Raw genomic sequence first — 17068 nt, 5'->3', positions numbered from 1 at the left:
CTTGCTCGCTCCCACAGGATCACGGGGTGTATTCAAGTTATTCAGAGAATCAGGAGGACACCGCCCATGGCCGCATTCGCCCATTCCGTCGGCGCCCAGACCTATCGCTTCGACAGCCTCAAGGACTTGATGGCCAAGGCCAGCCCGGCGCGTTCCGGGGATTTCCTGGCCGAGGTCGCCGCACTCAACGATGGCGAGCGAGTCGCCGCGCAAATGGCCTTGGCCGACCTTCCTCTCAGCCATTTCCTGCAAGAAGCACTGATTCCCTATGAGGCCGACGAAGTCACCCGGCTGATCGTCGACACCCACGACAAACAGGCCTTCGCAGCGGTCAGCCACCTCACCGTCGGTGGATTTCGGGACTGGCTGCTCAGCGATGCCGCCGACGAGCACAGCCTGCGGGCGCTGGCCCCGGGCCTGACGCCGGAAATGGTGGCGGCGGTGTCGAAGATCATGCGCGTCCAGGACCTGGTGCTGGTGGCGCAGAAAATCCGCGTGGTGACGAAATTTCGCGGCACCCTCGGCCTGCGTGGCCGGCTGTCCACACGCCTGCAGCCCAACCACCCCACCGACGAGCCCGCCGGAATCGCCGCCAGCATCCTAGACGGCCTGCTCTTGGGCAACGGCGACGCCATGATCGGCATCAACCCGGCCACAGACAGCACGGCCTCGATCTGCGCCATGCTGGAAATGCTCGACGCCATCATCCAACGCTACGACATCCCCACCCAGGGCTGCGTGCTGACCCACGTCACCACCTCCATCGAAGCGGCGAACCGTGGCGTGCCCCTGGACCTGGTATTCCAGTCCATCGCCGGCACCGAAGCGGCCAACGCCAGTTTCGGCATTAACCTGAACGTGTTGAAAGAAGGCTACGAGGCCGGGTTGAGCCTGAATCGCGGCACCCTCGGCAACAACCTGATGTATTTCGAAACCGGCCAGGGCAGCGCGCTGTCGGCCAACGCCCACCACGGCGTCGATCAACAGACCTGCGAGACCCGGGCCTACGCCGTGGCACGGCATTTCAACCCGTTCCTGGTGAACACGGTTGTAGGCTTCATCGGCCCGGAATACCTGTACAACGGCAAACAGATCATCCGCGCCGGCCTCGAAGACCACTTCTGCGGCAAGCTGCTGGGCGTGCCGATGGGCTGTGACATCTGCTACACCAACCACGCCGAAGCCGACCAGGACGACATGGACACCCTGCTGACCCTGCTGGGCGTGGCCGGGATCAACTTCATCATGGGCATCCCCGGCTCCGACGACATCATGCTCAACTACCAGACCACCTCGTTCCACGACGCCCTCTACGCCCGCCAGACCCTGGGCCTGAAACCGGCGCCGGAGTTCGAACAATGGCTCGCCAACATGGGCATCTTTACCCAGGCCGATGGCCGGGTGCGGTTCGGCGACAACCTGCCACCGGCGTTCCGCCACGCCTTGGCACATTTGGGATAAGCCGCATTTGGATGAGTATTGGCCGATGGATAAAAAACCTGTCGACACGCAAAACCCCTGGTTGGAACTGCGCCGCCTGACACCGGCGCGCATCGCCCTGGGCCGCACCGGCACCAGCCTGCCCACCCAGGCACAGCTGGATTTCCAGTATGCCCACGCCCAGGCCCGGGACGCCGTGCACCTGGCATTCGATCACCAGGGCCTGCGCACGCAACTGAGCGAGCGCGGTCGCGAGAGCCTGTTGCTCCACAGTGCCGCCAGCGACCGCCACAGCTACCTGCAGCGCCCGGACCTGGGCCGACGGCTCGACGAAGCGTCCGCCCGGACCCTGCAGGACTACGCCGCCGCCCACCCCGGCGGCGTTGACCTGACCATCGTGGTAGCCGACGGCCTCTCCGCTCTTGCCGTGCATCGCCATACCCTGCCATTCCTGGCGCGCCTGGAAGAGCAGATCGCCGCCGAAGGCTGGTCGGTTTCGCCGGTGGTCCTGGTGGAACAGGGCCGCGTCGCCGTGGCCGACGAAGTGGCGCAGCGGCTCGGCGCAAGAATGTCGGTGATCCTCATCGGCGAACGCCCCGGCCTCAGCTCCCCCGACAGCCTGGGGCTGTATTTCACCTACAACCCCAAGGTCGGCCTGACCGACGCCTATCGCAATTGCATTTCCAACGTCCGGCTCGAAGGCCTGAGCTACGGCATGGCGGCCCATCGCCTGATCTACCTGATGCGCGAGGCCTGCCGCCGACAGCTCTCGGGGGTCAACCTGAAGGACGAAGCCCAGGTTCACACTCTAGAGTCGGAAAAAAACGCCGAGATGAAAGGTAACTTCCTACTGATGCCGCCCCAAGACTGATCCGGCGCCCGATTGCGTTTCTGATCCGCTTTCAGGCAGCATCGAAGCACGACAAGGCACCATCGTTGTCAGAATTTCTGTCGACCTTTTGTTAGCGAGACCTACCATGCGGATTATCCAAGCGACCCTGGAACACCTGGACCTGCTGACGCCCTTGTTCGTCAAATACCGTGAATTCTACGGCTCACTGCCGTACCCGGACTCTTCCCGGGCCTTCCTCGAGAAGCGCCTGCGCCGCAAGGAGTCGGTGATCTACCTGGCCTTGCCCGATGACGACGACAACAAGCTGCTGGGCTTCTGCCAGCTCTATCCAAGCTTCTCGTCGCTGTCCCTCAAGCGCGTGTGGATCCTCAACGACATCTACGTCGCCGAAGACGCCCGCCGCCAGCTGGTGGCCGACCACCTGATCCGCACCGCGAAGAAAATGGCCAAGGAAACCAACGCCGTGCGCATGCGCGTTTCCACCAGCAGCAACAACGAAGCGGCGCAGAAAACCTACGAGTCCATCGGCTTCAAGGAAGACACCGAGTTCAAGAACTACGTGCTGCCGATCAGCGAAGGGATCTGACCCTGTGGCTGAGTCCCCTGCCACAACACCACCCCCTTTGTGGCGAGGGGATTTATCCCCTCGCCACAAGAGCCTTCACCCCGCCAGAACACCACCGAAATCCCTAGCTACAAACTCACCCCGCACCTCCCCCTCCAGACCGTATAATGCCGCTCTTCCCGGCTTGTAAGAAAAAGCTACACACGCTGTAGTCATACTCAAAGCCCGACCCAAAGCCTGCCGAGCCAGGCCACCACCACAGGTGTTTTGCATGGATTTCAACCCCCTCGACCTCATCCTGCACCTCGATGTGTACCTCGACATGCTGGTGACCAACTATGGGCCGTGGATCTACGCCATCCTGTTTCTGGTGATCTTCTGTGAAACCGGCCTGGTGGTGACGCCTTTCCTGCCGGGGGATTCGCTGCTGTTCATCGCCGGCGCCGTGGCGGCGGGCGGCGGCATGGACCCCTGGTTGCTGGGTGGCCTGCTGATGCTGGCGGCGATCCTCGGCGACAGCACCAATTACCTCATCGGCCGCACCGCGGGGGAGCGCCTGTTCAGCAACCCGAACTCGAAGATCTTCCGCCGCGACTACCTGCAACAAACCCACGACTTCTACGACAAGCACGGCGGCAAGACCGTGACCCTGGCGCGCTTCCTGCCGATCATCCGCACCTTCGCCCCCTTCGTCGCCGGCGTGGCGAAAATGCCCTACATGCGCTTCTTCGGCTTCAGCGTGCTCGGCACCGTGCTGTGGGTCGGCGGCCTGGTCACCCTCGGCTTCTTCTTCGGCAACGTCCCATTCATCAAGCAGAACCTGTCGCTGCTGGTGGTGGGCATCATCCTTTTGTCGCTGTTGCCGATGGTCATCAGCCTGGTCCGCAGCCGCCTGGCCCGCGGTTCCAACGCCGCATCGCGCTGACCCATCATGTGGTCCCTGAGCACTTGGCGTCGCCGACGCACCCTCGCCAGGCACCCCGTTGCCGATGAAACCTGGCAACGAGTGCGTCATCAACTGTGCTTCCTCGACGGCATCAGCCCCGCCGAGGACCAGTGGCTGCGCGAAGCCTGCGTGCTGTTCCTGCATGACAAGCACCTGACCGCCCTGCCCGGCGTCGAACTGCACCAGGAGCAGCGCCTGTTGCTCGCGGCCCAGGCCCAGCTCCCGCTGATGCACCTGGGGGATCTGAACTGGTACCAGGGCTTCCACGAAATCGTCCTCTACCCCGACGACTTCCTCAGCCCCCAGCGCTACCGGGACGCCAGCGGCATCGAGCACGAATGGGATGGTGAACACAGCGGCGAAGCCTGGCCCCAGGGGCCGATCATCCTGGCCTGGGACGGCGTCATCGCCAGCGGCGGCTGGGACGGCTACAACCTGGTGATCCACGAACTGGCCCACAAGCTCGACATGCTCAACGGCGACGCCAACGGCCTGCCGCCGCTGCATGCCGACATGCGGATCCAGGACTGGGCCGAGGCCATGCAACAGGCCTTTGACGACCTCGATCGCCAGTTGGACCAGAATCCGGATGCACAAACCCTCATTGATCCCTACGCGGCGGAAAACCCTGCGGAATTCTTCGCCGTCACCAGCGAATACTTCTTCAGCGCCCCGGACCTGCTGCACCAGGCATACCCCAGGGTGTATGAACAGCTGCGGCTTTTCTACCGCCAGGATCCGTTGGCCCGGCTGCGGCAACTTCAGGCCGAAGATCCGGTCTACCAGGCGTCATACCAAGGTCTCTAAGACCCTTGATACGTGGCATCAGCGGCTGAATATGCCTATAATCGCCGCCACTTTTGGTCAATCCGACCAGCCTTTTGGTCAACTAACGGGGGCACCGCCCAATGAGCTACAGCAAGATTCCGGCTGGCAAAGACCTGCCGAACGACATCTACGTTGCGATCGAAATCCCGGCCAACCACGCCCCGATCAAATACGAAATCGACAAGGACAGCGATTGCCTGTTTGTTGACCGTTTCATGGCCACCCCGATGTTCTACCCGGCCAACTACGGTTACATCCCCAACACCCTGGCCGACGACGGTGACCCCCTCGACGTACTGGTGGTGACCCCTTACCCGGTTGCCCCAGGTTCGGTCATCCGCGCCCGTCCGGTCGGCATCCTGAACATGACCGACGACGGCGGCGGCGATGCCAAAGTCATCGCAGTGCCACACGACAAACTGTCGCAGCTGTATGTTGATGTGAAGGAATACACCGACCTGCCAAAACTGCTGATCCAGCAGATCGAGCACTTCTTCGAGAACTACAAGGATCTCGAAAAGGGCAAGTGGGTCAAGATCGAAGGCTGGGCCGGTGCTGACGCCGCCCGCGAAGCGATCACCAAGTCGGTTGCCGCCTACAAGGGCTGAGCCTGAACTTGCAGAAGAACCCCGGTTTCCACCGGGGTTTTTTATGCCTGGAGCATCGCTTAATACTTCAATGTATTAATAGTGCCGAACAACGTTTATCTGCGTTTAGCTCACTCAATTCAATTCCCGCAAACGGAAAGATCGTCTTATAAATTTGCACGACATGTTTATTGCTCAAAACACAGTCGCCCCTAAACTTTCCGTTTATGAAAAAGATCTCCAGTGGCGACCGCTTCAGAGCCCTTCTTAAAGAAGCCAATATCCGCTCCGCCGACTTCGCGAAGTTATACGGCGTGAAATCGCAGCACGTGAACAACTGGTTCAACCGTGGCATCCCACCCGGGCGCATCCATGGCATCGCCGGCCTGCTGACCGTCAGCCCCCAATGGCTCGCCAACGGCGAAGGCCCGCAAACCCCGCTGGGGCTGGGGCCCGGCACCACCTACGATGCCGCCGAAAACCAGGGCGTCTACAGCGTGCCGGAAGCCACGGACATTGAACTGCCCTACTACAAGGAAGCCCCCATCGCCCCCGGCGCGATCAAGACCCACGTCATCGAGATCCCCGGCCAGACCACCCGCCTGCCCCGCAGCCACCTCGAATCCCTGGAAATCAACCCCAGCGACGCCATCTGCACCACCATGGTCGGCGACAGCATGGCCGAACGCATCGAAGACGGCTCCACCCTCGCCATCGACCGCGGCCTGACCCAAATCGTCGACGGCCAGATCTACGCCCTCGAACACGACGGCATGCTGCGCATCAAGTACCTGCACCGCATCCCCGGCAACCGACTGCGCCTGCGCAGCCACAACAGCGTGGCTTACCCGGACGAAGTTTTCAGCACCGAACAGATCGAAGCGCAGAACATACGGGTGATCGGCTGGGTCTTCTGGTGGTCCACCCTCAACAAACAGAGACCGCCGGTGTGCGATTGATCGTCCCGCTCGGAAAGACAACCACCGAAGCTCTAGTGTTGGGCTTCGGCGGTTAGAAGCTTCAACGGTGAGCACATCTGTGGTGAGGGGATTCATCCCCGCTGGGCTGCAAAGCAGCCCCCGCTTTTTACCTGAACCCCACCCTAACCCAATGATTCCACACCACTTACCACTGGGCTTCTGCCAAAAACCCGCGTATCCTGCGCCCCACATTTGCGAGCCCACGCCTCGCACCGACAAGGCAGATCACTTTCTGACCAAGTCCCACAGCCGGCCGCAAGAGCCGGATGTACGTTTTGAAGGCTGGTGAGGTTTGTCAAAAACGAACTGAGTCAGTCAACGAGAAGCCGGCCATAAGCCGGCTTTTTAATGCCCGGACTTTATCCATCCCCATCCAAATCTCGCCTGATGACCAAACAACGTCGCTCGTAAGTATCCCCGCGCTCGACAGCAAAGGTCATCGAACACCGTATGATTCCCAAATGCTATCAGAAGAGAATATTCTGACGACATATTGCGCTGCGTCCTACAGCGAAACGGGAACCCTACGGATAGCCCCTGCCATGTCCTCTTTACCCACCAGCAATCAACACCTACCGAACGCTGATGACCCGTGGGATGAAAGGGTGCTACCTATACTGTACTGATCAGGAGACGGCACAGTACTTTGAGAATCGGCTCGCCGATTACCGCCCCCACTGATGTCCTGCTGACTTAGACAATTCTCCAACAGGTTGTTGGACAATCTGAGCGCTCGTCGTTTCGCGACTCTCGGATACGAAAAAGGTCTTGCCAAGCAAGACCTTTTTTACGCCAGGAGGGCAGCGAACCCCGCCCTACCTCACCTCAACAATATCCAAAGCCCGATTCGCCAACAGTTCACTCATCTCAATCACCTGCAAAATCCCCAACGCAAAATGCCGTCGTGATCCCTCAAGACCAAACGCCAAATCACTGATCATGGCATTAGCCGAAGCCAGGTTCTCACTGAGATTGGCAAGCAAACATTCCGAATCAACATCAGGTGCGATACGAAAGATGGTGTTGGATTTGTCAGACGTTTCGCTTTTCGGCGTAGGCTTCAGGTAGTAATCCAACGCCCGGTTGGCAGCGTCATCGAGCTTGTTGTTACGAGCAGACTGAGCGCGAGATACATGCTCATCTGCGGTTGGAGGGTTCGGTGTAATTTTTGCCATCGACTTAGGTTCCTGTAAGTGAGGCTGCAACCACCTCGCGACTAAACGAGAGGGCGGCAGCTGTGCGCAGGTTAGTCGACCGGTGAACCTAAGAATCCCGGCGCGCCCGGGGGCGCCCTGCGCACAGCCACCATCAATACAGGAACAGCAAAGCCTGTCCGACGGGACTTGGTACGCCTTAGGTTGAGACGGGCGACTAAACCCGATCACTGATGAGCAGTGACAGGCCCCAAACTACCGACGTGACCCAAGACGCACAAGCCGGCGGATTCTGGCGTAGTTGTAGGCGATGGCGCAAGGCGATGTCGGTCTTGGCCAGGCTCGTGGAGTCGCGATAAACAGCTGGCTGGAATGCTGCGGATGCACCGCTATCGCGAGCAAGCTCGCTCCCACAGAGGGGCTTGTGTACATACGTCGCAGGCAAATGCATTCGCGACTGGCTGCATCCTTGCAGCCAGTCGCGAAGAAGGCTACGACTCGTTGTTCAACGGGGCTCGCGACCAACATCGCAATAAATCAGGCGGGATATCTCGATCATATCCACAACGGTTTTGTCATCGACCTCAAAACCGTTGCCTGAAAGCCCCGTACCGCTATTACTTGAGTGTGACGTCAAGCATCGGCGGGATGTACCCATAGTCGTACTCGGCCACGACAAACGTCTGCTGCCCTTTTATCTTCAAGCCCACCGTGGGTGCCTCGGTGCCACCCACGCGAACCTGCGTGCCGGTTTCGTCGGTCGGTACGCTGTCGATGAAGGAGGTCACCAGGCCGTTTGGCATCACGTAGTGCGAGTAGGTCTGGAATGGCTGGGAGGATGGGTTGCCCAGTACCAGGCCGGAGCCGTTGAGCGGCACGTAGGGGCCGAACAGCGAGTCCGCGACGAAGCCGTACACGCCATCCGGCCCGGTCACGCCGTCGGCATAGGTGAAGGTGTGGCTGATCGTGAACAGGTAGTACTTGCCGTCCTGGAACACGAAGTGCGGGCGTTCGGTCTGGTCGTTGACGCCCACGGCGGTCAGCAGGGGCGGCAGCATTTCCCAGTCGTCGCCGTCGGCGTCGCGGGCTACGGCAATGCCGACACAGGCGGTCTGGAAGCGCGAGTTGCCAACATCTTCATAACCCGGTGGCACGTCGCCGATTTCGGCCTCGCCCACTTTGTGCGAGCCGCGCTCACCGGCCACGTTGCCCTCGAACAGCATGTACAGCTTGCCGTCGTTCGGGTCGCGGAATGGCCATGGGTCACGGAAACCCCAGAAGGCGTTCTGGGCTTCGGTCTGGTACATCTTGCCGTCGGCCTCGAACAGCGGCTTGACCTTCTCGAAGCCGACCATGCTGACACCATGTTCAGTGGTCACGACCCGACCGCGCACCTTGACGATGGTCGCGCCTGGGGTGACGGCGGTGTAATACAGGTCCACTTCACCTCGGTCGTTCAACAGAATCGGCGTACCGGCCCATTCGCGAACGGTCGGCGAAACGCCTTCGGCCATCACACGGCCACCGAATTCCCAGTCCTTGCCGGTACGGGAAAACCAGAAGTACATCTTTGCCCGACCGTGACGATCGTTCCAATCGCGCAGGATGTCGTAGTTACCGTTCTCGTCCAGGTACTGCGGGTCGTTTGGATGACGGTCGGCCGTCAGGGTGAAGATCACCGACCAGCCATCGACGGACGTCACGTTACCGTCCAGGTCGCGCAGGGGCATGGTGTCCCAGATAAACACGTCGTCGCTCAATACGGGGAAATCCGCGCTGACCAGAGGCTGGGTGGTGGTGGGATCATCCGCCCGGACTTTCAACGCATCGGCGCGGGTCCAGAGGCTGGGTTGATGGGGGGTTACACCGAATTTTTCAGCGTTGGTTTTCATAAGCTACTACCTCGTCCATGAATGGATTGAACTGAATAAAGATTGATAAATACTGTATGCGCATACAGTGAAAACAACCTTATAGAGGCTCCCCAAAGGGGTCAAGCAAAAAAATGCATTTGTGCATATTCAGAGTTTTTCCTGGATGCTGATACGTTTCAGCGATGGACATTCCTGGAAGTTAATTCATGGCGAGATCGAAGACGTTACCTGCACATTAGGGTTTTTCACGGCAGGCGGGACGAGTTGCATTCGGGCATAAAAAAGGCCTTGCCGTGGCAAGACCTTTTTCCTATCCGGGACAGCGTGTCCGCTGACTACCTCACCTCAACGATATCCAACGCTCGATTGGCCAACAGTTCACTCAACTCGATCACCTGCTGGATCCCCAACGCCACATACCGCCTGGACCCGTCCAGGTCGAAGGCCAGGTCGCTGATCATGGCGTTGGCCGAAGCCAGGTTTTCGCTGAGGCTGGCCAGGAGGCATTCGGAATCGACATCGGAAACGATGCGAAAGAGGGTGTTGAGAGTGTCGGACGTTTCCTTGTCGGGCTTGGGTTTCAGGTAGAAATCCAATGCTCGGGAGGCTGCGTCGTCGATTTTCCTGTTGCGGGCAGTCTGGGCGCGGGAGACGTGTTCGTCGTTGACTGGGGGGTTCGGTGTAATTTTGACCATGGCCTTAGCTCTCGTTTGGTTAAGGCTACAACCCGCTCGCGACTAAACGATTGGGAGGCAGCTGTACGCAGGTTAGTCGACCGACGAGCTAAGAAATCGGCGCGCCCAAAGGCGCCCTGCGCACAGCCACCATCAAGTGCAGGGATGGGGAGATCCCTGACTGAAGGACGCTTGAGCGACTTAGCAACAACGGGCGACTAAACCCGATCACTGACAATCAGTGACAGGTCCCAAGCTACCGACGCGACCCCAGGCGCACAAGCCGGCGGATTCTGGCGTAGTTGTAGGCAACGGCGCAAGGCGGTGTCGGTTGGGTATTGCAGCGGTGTCGGGTGGCGGGCCGATGCGGCATGACCGTTGTTTGCCCGGATCCACGGCGAGTAGACTGCCTCACGGTGTGCAGGACGCTCCCCACGGCGGCGTCGAACGGACGGAGGGCATTTCGCTGCCGTCGTACTCAAGGAGAATGACCATGAACCTACCGCCCGACGGGCTTCCCATCTACCGGGTGCTGACAGGCCCCGACGATGCCGCATTCTGTCATCGGGTCAGCGATGCGTTGAAAATGGGCTATACGCTGCATGGTGGCCCGGCCGTTACTTTCAATGGTGAGCGGACCATCGTCGCCCAGGCGATTCTCTGGCCGACAGGCACCCTCACCGCGCCCCCTTTCGCTGGCGCCCGATAGCACCGCAAAGCCATGACTCGGCCCGCCGAATGGATTGGATCCAGGGCTTGTCTCAAGGGGCGTTATGGGTCTATTTTGTTCGCATAACAATATAGCCGTTCGGACTATGCCGACGGCTCAGGCGCAAGCGACGTGATTCGTATCGAACAGGAAATACGAACGCAACGCCCCACCCTATGGGGCGCGCTTGTGATTTGATCAACTGGGGCAGCGTTCCCCATGACAGTCTTCCTTATTCAAACGATCCGACGTTTTCGGATTGCCGCTGCCAATGAAAATGTATGTGGGGTGGCCAGTCAGCCACGAGCACACGGATGTTCATGACCCTGCGTTATTGGCCTGATAACGCGGTGGCTTACAGGGAGGTTGTCATGCTGGATCGCCAACAGTTGGAAGCGTTTGCCTGCGTCATCGAACACAAGAGCTTTGAACGCGCGGCCTCGGCGCTCAACATCACCAGCGGTGCCATTTCGCAACGAATAAAGTCGCTGGAAAACTCGCTTTCAACCATCCTGGTCATTCGCGAAAGACCCATTCATCCCACATCGGCCGGCCAGGCCTTGTTGCAGCATGTCTCGGCACTGCGTTCGCTCGAACATGATGTGCTGAGGTTGCTGTCGCGCAAAGGCAATACGAACTCCAAGATTGCCATCGGTGTACACCCCGACTCGCTCAATACCTGGTTCGCCCCGCTGTTGATCGAGTTGATGCGGGCCGAACAGGTCTGTGTCGAAATCATTTCCGATGATCGTTGCTCCAGCCTGAACATTCTCAAGCGCGGGGATGTCCAGGGGTGCGTGTCGGTGGTCGCCGATCCCCTCGATGGGTTTGAAGTCCATCCGTTGGGGGCCATGGAATACAAATGTGTCAGCACCCCCGACTATATGCGCCGCTATCTGGCCCGCGGCATGGGCACGCATTCGCTGCTCGACGCGCCGGCGATCACCCGGGGGCGCAATGACACGCGCCACACCGCCTTCCTTCGCGAACTGCTCGGCGTCTCGATCGAGCGGTTCCCCTGTCATTACTTGCCTTCATTGCCCATGGTCCAGGATGCGGTCCTGGCGGGGCTGGGCTATACGCTGATGCCCGCGGATGTCGCCGCGCCGCTGCTCGAAGAAGGACAACTGGTGGACCTGATGCCGGACAGCAGTTACCGCGAACCGCTCTACTGGCATGGCTGGATGAACCACTCGGTGGTCAAGGACCTGGTGGGAAGGCGCATCATCGATACCGCCAGCAAGTCCCTGCAACCGGCGCCCTGTTGAGCGATCCGCCACGGCGTCAAGGCTCGTTAAGCGTTACTGGCGTGGCTTTAAAAAATCTAACGCGCCGTTTGCGCGACATGCTTGGGCGTAGACTCGAACGGACATCAAGACTGGGTGAGTGAGGGGGCTCGTCATCGTGAAAAGTACTGGATCGGATGCTTACCACGCGCACCCCATGGCCCCCGATGCAATCTTGAAATGCCTGACCGACAGCATGGGGAGCGACGCCTGGACACGGGTCCTCGCCCAGCGCTTTTCCAGCCCGGCGGAGTGTGTCGCGGAGATATTCAATCCGCACCGGCCGGGGGGTGCTTATGCTTGCACGCGCCGCGATGGCGTTGCATCGGGTTGGGCCGTGTACTTTCGGTTCCACGAACGCGCCGGTTATGACGGAAGCATGAAGCTGGTGCTGCACAGCGAAGACGAGGATGCCAGTTCCAGCGTTTTCGATGTGCTGTCCAGCGCGTGCGCCTCAAGGGGCAAAGAGCAAGGCGTGCACACGCTGATCAGTGTGGTGGACAGCCATATGCAACGCCACGCCTCATGGTTTTCCGACAGCCCCTTTCTGTTGGGCGGCGCGGTGGGAGCGAGCGGAAATTCGACGCTGAACGTGTTCTACAGGAAGTTATCAGATGATTCGGCCGGCCACTCCCGATGATTTGCCCTCCATGGTGGAAACCTACAATCAGGCCATTGCCGACAAGGTTTTCGCCAATTGTGACGTTCCCCAGCACACCCATGAAAAATTCGCCCTGACCTACTTCGGAAAGAACCGGCGTTTCGCCGTTCTCGTTTATCTGTCGAGTGACGGCGAGACGGTCGCGTGGGGTGCCCTGAAACCCTTTTCCGCACGGCCCGACGACGAAACCATGGCGGAAGTCGCCGTGTATGTACGACGGGACATGCGTGCCCGCGGGGTCGGGATCCGATTGCTGCAAGCCCTGGAGGTCTCGGCGAGAGAGGCCGGTTTCGAGTCGCTGGTGGCCATTATCCTGGGGCCGAACCACGCCAGTGCCCGCGGGTGCAAGTCTCAGGGTTTCTCCGAATGTGTACGGATTCCTCGGATCGCAAGGCTGGAGGACACTCTGGTCGACATAGTCTGGCTACAGAAAAAAATGGAAGGGAATGCTCATGGTTTTGATCGTTGACGAGTCGTATCAGCTAGGGACCTTTCGCGACAATGAAGACTCCCTGCGTCGCCTGAAATCCCAGGCCGGCATTGCGCTGGACCTGGAGTTCGATCATCTGAGGCAAGCCGGGCTGACCCAGGGACAACGGGTCCTGGATGTCGGCTGCGGCCCGGGCATCATCACCACCCAGATTGCGCTTCGGGCCCAGCCCAGCCGGTTGATGGCCCTGGACTGCAACGAAACCAGCATCAGCGAGACGCGCAAGCAATTGGCCGGTGCCGGCATCGACGAAGCCCAGGTGCGCCAATGCAACCTGTATGACGAAAGCCTGACCGAGCCGGGGCAGTTCGACTTCAGCTACGCGCGCATGGTTTTCCAGCACCTGTCGGAGCCCCTGAGCGCCTTGCGCAATATCCACCGCAGCCTGGCCATCGGCGGGCGCCTGTGCATCTGCGACATTGACGATCGCTGGTTCGGCGCCTCGCCCCAGCCGCCCGAGCTGCAGTCGTTCCTCGCCCGCGTGGCCAGGGCCCAAGCCGCTCGCGGAGGCGACCGTCACGTCGGCAGCAAGCTGGCGAGCTATTTCGAACAGGCCGGCTATGGCGATATCCGCTGCAGCATGTTGCTGGTATCCACGTCGCTGATCGGGGCGAGCGCTTTCTGCGACCTGGTCTTTGGCTACAAGATGGAAGTGATTCCAGAAGACGAACTCGAACTGGCCCGGCGCGAGATGGCCGTGATCACCCAAAGCATCGAGAGCCCGGGCGGCTGGGCGGGGATCGGCGTATTCTTCGTCTCTGGAGAAAAACAGTAACGCAAAGGAATCTGCGCATGCCTGGCAAAGCCAAACTCAACCAGAAAATCGCCCCCACGGCGCGGATTGCATCGAGCGCCGTGCTCGAAGGCAATGTGTCCATCGGTGCCGGAACGGTGATCGGACACGGTGCGGTCCTCGTCGCGGAAGGTGGCGCGCTGACGATCGGGGAAAACTGCATCGTCATGGAAAACGCCGTGATCCGCAGCACCGCCCATGACGACTGCCACATCGGCAATCACGTGATGGTGGGCCCGCACTGCCATCTGACCGGCTGCCGCATCGACGACGAGGTGTTCGTCGCGACCGGTGCGTCGGTCTTCAACGGCGCTCGCCTGGGCAAAGGCGCGGAGGTGCGCATCAACGGCGTGGTGCATATCAAGACCGCGCTGGAGCCAGGCGCCACGGTGCCCATCGGCTGGATCGCCGCGGGCGACCCGGCACAGCTTTTTTCCCCCGACCAGCATGATGAACTCTGGGCGGTGCAGAAGGAGCTGGATTTCCCCCGCTATGTTTTCGGCGTCGACCGCGAAAGCGAAGGCGTCGTCAGGCAGATGATGGAGCGCTACGCCCGCTTCCTGCGCCAGCAGCAGGTGGGCGATGAGTGACACACCCGGGGGCACTGACGAACCGACGCTCATCGACGGCCACAGCCATATCGCTTCCACACGCTTCACACCGCTGAGTTTCCTGGAGGGGGTGGCCGACAATATCGAAGTGAAGCTGCGGGCCAGTGGATTCCCGGTTTCCCGCACGAGGATCCTCGATCAGTTCCAGCGCGAACTGGCCGATCACCAGGGAGATGCCCAGATCGCGGCGATGGACAGGGCCGGAATCAGCCGCTCCGTCCTGCTGCTGCCGGACTTCTCCTTCGCCTTGCCGGATACCGAGCTGACCATCGACGAGATGTTCCAGGAACACCGGGCCATTCTCCAGCGCCATGCCGGACGTTTCGCGGTCTTCGCCGGCGTGGACCCACGCTGGGGGCGAGACGGGCTCGACCTGTTCATCCGCGGCATCGAGCAATACGGCTTCAGCGGCATGAAGCTCTACCCGCCCTGCGGCTACCAGGCCGATGATCCGGCGCTCGCGCCGTTCTACGAATACTGTGACGCCCACCACCTGCCCGTACTGCTGCACATCGGGCCCACCTCCCCCGCCCTGTCCTTCGCCCCCGCCCAGGCCATGTGGGTGGACGAGCCCGCCCGTCGCTACCGGAACATCCCGTTCATCCTCGCCCACGGCGCAGTCAACGACCAGGTGCAGTGCATCCAGCTGTGCAAGTACCGCCCCAACGTCTACCTGGACTTGAGTGGTGCCCAGCACGCGATCGACGCCCGCGGCCGTTCGCCGGTGCTGAGCACGCTGCTGGAAAGCGAGATCAATCACAAGATCATCTTCGGGACAGACTGGCCCATCAACAATCATGAGGCGATCAACAAGCGACTGCGCGCCTTCATTGTCGATCCGGACCAGGCCATCAGCGATCACGATGCGCGCCTGATCCTTTCGGGGAACCTGCAGCGCCTGCTCGACGGAATCATTTCCCCGCAGCGCTGAAGAAAGTGCATTGCACCCTTGGGCGCAATGCCTTTTCCGGCTCGGTCATGCGCGCAGGTGGATCGGCTCCTCGTCCTGCAGACGGTCGACGAAGAACGTCCGAAAAGGCGAAGGATGACGCAGGCTGCGTCCTTGTTGGATGAGCTGCCTGGCACGATCGAACTGCCGGGCCCGTATGGCCGCCTCGATGGTGGTCAACTCCAGCAGGTCACGCTGCGCATTGCTGCCGCCTATGGCCCGCACCGCCGGCAGGATCTTGCTCAACAGATCCAGGGCGCTGTCGTAGTCCTCCTGCTGGAAGGCAATCAGCCCCCGGCAAACGGTGCGTGTCACGTTGGCGATCATCGGGACCTTGGCATACGTGGAGTCGATGCGTCGCAGGATGCGCTGCACCAGCACCTGGTGATTGGAGCTGGCCATCGCCATGATCGAATGCACATCGTTGAACCAGTACTGCGACTGATCGATGGAAGGCATCCAGTATTGCGCCACTTCCTGCCACAGCTCGGAAACATCCACCCCCGTCAGCGACAAGCGCCACAACAGGCTGACTGCGTCCAGGTCCTCGTACCCGTCGGGGTCGTTCTTGATCCTGATTTTCTGATGGAACGTCTGCAGGACCGCCTCCGGGCGCTGCATATAGAGGTTGAACAGCGCGTGATGCCACCACAGGTGGATGCGCATGCAGAGGTTGTCGCCCCAGTTGTCCTCGGTGTCGTCCAGCCACTTCAGCGTCTGGGCGTACTGCCCGCGCTCGTAGCCGACGTGACAGGCGGCATGGATCGCATAGATGTCCCGGGGGTTGATCGCCAGCGCGCATTCGGCCGCGACACTGGCGGCGTCATAGTCGCCGTTTTCCACCAGGGCAAAGGCTTCGATGCCGCGCACGTATCCATACAAGGGATGCGCGGGCCCCCAGAAGGGTCTTATGGTGAGCACCGTTTCGCGCATCCGCTCGGTCCACCCCATGTTGAACTCCAGCATGTGCACGCTGAACAAGGCCACCACATCCCGCGGATGCTGGGCCAGCAGTTCGCGCCAGCAGGCATGGGCGAGTTCGTAGTCCTGATTGACCCAATGATTGCAGGCCGCCAGGTGCCCCTGCTCGCGGGGGTTCAAACACTCGGGATCGAGACCGCCCAGCAGCAGCGTGGCCTGCTGGATCTGCCGGTCCTCCATGCTCGATAACCTGACGACGCTTTCGATCAACCTAGAAATCGGGCAACGCACTTCGCGCCGCTGCAACAGTGGAAGTGGATCGAACTCCATCCCAAGAATGCCCGTCAGGGCAGTCTCCAATTCGTCTGCTTCGTCGGCGTCCTGCACTCGCACAGGCACACCGCGAGAATCAATGAACTCGATCATAAGAAATCCTTCCCTGTGGGTCTCTGCGTCGGCCTGGGCATGCTCAGGCGGCCAGTTCAGCGAGCCTGGCCGGGGTGATGCCGTTGACCAGCGCGGCCGGGTTGATCTCGCGATCGAGCCGTTCGTGGATCAGGTTCAGTATCGCGATCAACAGCATCGAGTTGCCCCCGGCGTCGAAGAAGTCCGCCTGGTCGGTCTGCGCCGGGTGCTTGAGCACTTCCGCCCAAATGGAGTGGACCGTGGACAACGGGCCGGTGTCGGTCTGAGTGTGCAGTTCCTGGGTTGGCATGTTCATGGGCGTTCCTCCAGAGAGCGGGATTG

19 protein-coding genes and 1 pseudogene are annotated in these 17068 nt (G+C 60.6%); 15 read left to right on the top strand and 5 right to left on the bottom strand.

Annotated elements, in window-relative coordinates; translation table 11 throughout:
- Nucleotides 1-66 precede the first annotated feature (66 nt).
- The 8 genes and pseudogenes from BW992_RS10705 to BW992_RS27385 form a co-directional block, all read left to right on the top strand.
- On the top strand, nt 67-1461 hold the full coding sequence (locus BW992_RS10705) for an ethanolamine ammonia-lyase subunit EutB (RefSeq protein ID WP_072395754.1): 1395 nt from the start codon (nt 67-69) through the stop codon (nt 1459-1461).
- Between the two features lie 25 nt (nt 1462-1486).
- Nucleotides 1487-2311, top strand: coding sequence for an ethanolamine ammonia-lyase subunit EutC (gene eutC / locus BW992_RS10700; RefSeq protein ID WP_076406191.1), 825 nt, complete (start codon nt 1487-1489; stop codon nt 2309-2311).
- A 106-nt stretch (nt 2312-2417) separates the two neighbouring features.
- Nucleotides 2418-2879 (top strand): GNAT family N-acetyltransferase, encoded by a 462-nt coding sequence (locus BW992_RS10695; RefSeq protein ID WP_072395750.1) that lies wholly within the window; start codon nt 2418-2420, stop codon nt 2877-2879.
- 250 nt (nt 2880-3129) lie between these two features.
- Nucleotides 3130-3783: a DedA family protein gene (locus tag BW992_RS10690; RefSeq protein WP_076406189.1), complete on the top strand. Its 654-nt coding sequence runs from the start codon at nt 3130-3132 to the stop codon at nt 3781-3783.
- Nucleotides 3784-3789: 6 nt separating this feature from the next.
- On the top strand, nt 3790-4611 hold the full coding sequence (locus BW992_RS10685) for a zinc-dependent peptidase (RefSeq protein ID WP_076406187.1): 822 nt from the start codon (nt 3790-3792) through the stop codon (nt 4609-4611).
- Nucleotides 4612-4712: 101 nt separating this feature from the next.
- On the top strand, nt 4713-5240 hold the full coding sequence (ppa, locus tag BW992_RS10680; RefSeq protein WP_072395734.1) for an inorganic diphosphatase: 528 nt from the start codon (nt 4713-4715) through the stop codon (nt 5238-5240).
- A 206-nt stretch (nt 5241-5446) separates the two neighbouring features.
- Complete coding sequence (locus BW992_RS10675) at nt 5447-6178, top strand: LexA family transcriptional regulator (RefSeq protein ID WP_076406185.1); 732 nt, start codon at nt 5447-5449, stop codon at nt 6176-6178.
- Between the two features lie 588 nt (nt 6179-6766).
- Nucleotides 6767-6880 (top strand): annotated as a pseudogene (locus tag BW992_RS27385) (DNA/RNA helicase domain-containing protein); the annotation flags it as partial.
- A gap of 134 nt (nt 6881-7014) precedes the next feature.
- Here the strand turns inward: BW992_RS27385 and BW992_RS10665 are convergent.
- The 3 genes from BW992_RS10665 to BW992_RS10655 form a co-directional block, all read right to left on the bottom strand.
- Complete coding sequence (locus BW992_RS10665) at nt 7015-7374, bottom strand: DUF6124 family protein (RefSeq protein WP_076406183.1); 360 nt, start codon at nt 7372-7374, stop codon at nt 7015-7017.
- Between the two features lie 596 nt (nt 7375-7970).
- Complete coding sequence (locus BW992_RS10660) at nt 7971-9245, bottom strand: glycoside hydrolase family 68 protein (RefSeq protein ID WP_076406181.1); 1275 nt, start codon at nt 9243-9245, stop codon at nt 7971-7973.
- Nucleotides 9246-9562: 317 nt separating this feature from the next.
- Nucleotides 9563-9922, bottom strand: a complete 360-nt coding sequence (locus BW992_RS10655; RefSeq protein WP_076406179.1) for a DUF6124 family protein — start codon at nt 9920-9922, stop codon at nt 9563-9565.
- 472 nt (nt 9923-10394) lie between these two features.
- Here BW992_RS10655 and BW992_RS10650 point away from each other — a divergent pair, with 472 nt between their 5' ends.
- The 7 genes from BW992_RS10650 to BW992_RS10620 all read left to right on the top strand — a co-directional run bounded on the left by BW992_RS10650 (nt 10395) and on the right by BW992_RS10620 (nt 15382).
- On the top strand, nt 10395-10610 hold the full coding sequence (locus BW992_RS10650) for a DUF1737 domain-containing protein (protein ID WP_072395711.1): 216 nt from the start codon (nt 10395-10397) through the stop codon (nt 10608-10610).
- Nucleotides 10611-10981: 371 nt separating this feature from the next.
- Complete coding sequence (gene argP / locus BW992_RS10645) at nt 10982-11878, top strand: HTH-type transcriptional regulator ArgP (RefSeq protein WP_072396092.1); 897 nt, start codon at nt 10982-10984, stop codon at nt 11876-11878.
- Nucleotides 11879-12053: 175 nt separating this feature from the next.
- Nucleotides 12054-12536: a hypothetical protein gene (locus tag BW992_RS10640; protein ID WP_072395709.1), complete on the top strand. Its 483-nt coding sequence runs from the start codon at nt 12054-12056 to the stop codon at nt 12534-12536.
- Nucleotides 12511-13026, top strand: a complete 516-nt coding sequence (locus BW992_RS10635) for a GNAT family N-acetyltransferase (RefSeq protein WP_072395708.1) — start codon at nt 12511-12513, stop codon at nt 13024-13026. The genes BW992_RS10640 and BW992_RS10635 overlap by 26 nt, the downstream gene beginning before the upstream one ends.
- On the top strand, nt 13010-13822 hold the full coding sequence (locus BW992_RS10630; protein WP_072395706.1) for a class I SAM-dependent methyltransferase: 813 nt from the start codon (nt 13010-13012) through the stop codon (nt 13820-13822). The genes BW992_RS10635 and BW992_RS10630 overlap by 17 nt, the downstream gene beginning before the upstream one ends.
- Before the next feature lie 17 nt (nt 13823-13839).
- The gene (locus tag BW992_RS10625) at nt 13840-14430 is read left to right on the top strand and encodes a gamma carbonic anhydrase family protein (protein ID WP_076406177.1); all 591 of its coding nucleotides are present in this window, start codon (nt 13840-13842) and stop codon (nt 14428-14430) included.
- Nucleotides 14423-15382 (top strand): amidohydrolase family protein, encoded by a 960-nt coding sequence (locus tag BW992_RS10620; protein WP_072431414.1) that lies wholly within the window; start codon nt 14423-14425, stop codon nt 15380-15382. Before BW992_RS10625 ends, BW992_RS10620 begins: the two co-directional genes overlap by 8 nt.
- A 45-nt stretch (nt 15383-15427) precedes the next feature.
- Here the strand turns inward: BW992_RS10620 and BW992_RS10615 are convergent, their stop codons facing one another.
- Both BW992_RS10615 and BW992_RS10610 read right to left on the bottom strand, forming a co-directional pair.
- Nucleotides 15428-16747 carry a tetratricopeptide repeat protein gene (locus BW992_RS10615; protein ID WP_072395699.1) on the bottom strand — a complete coding sequence of 440 codons (1320 nt, stop codon included), beginning with the start codon at nt 16745-16747 and terminating at the stop codon, nt 15428-15430.
- Nucleotides 16748-16790: 43 nt separating this feature from the next.
- Nucleotides 16791-17042 carry an acyl carrier protein gene (locus tag BW992_RS10610; RefSeq protein WP_072395690.1) on the bottom strand — a complete coding sequence of 84 codons (252 nt, stop codon included), beginning with the start codon at nt 17040-17042 and terminating at the stop codon, nt 16791-16793.
- Between the last annotated feature and the right edge of the window lie 26 nt (nt 17043-17068).

This window comes from Pseudomonas sp. 7SR1 (genome assembly GCF_900156465.1).
Taxonomy (GTDB): domain Bacteria; phylum Pseudomonadota; class Gammaproteobacteria; order Pseudomonadales; family Pseudomonadaceae; genus Aquipseudomonas.
Note: the sequence above shows the minus strand (reverse complement) of the source record. Positions and strands in the feature narration are given on the sequence as shown.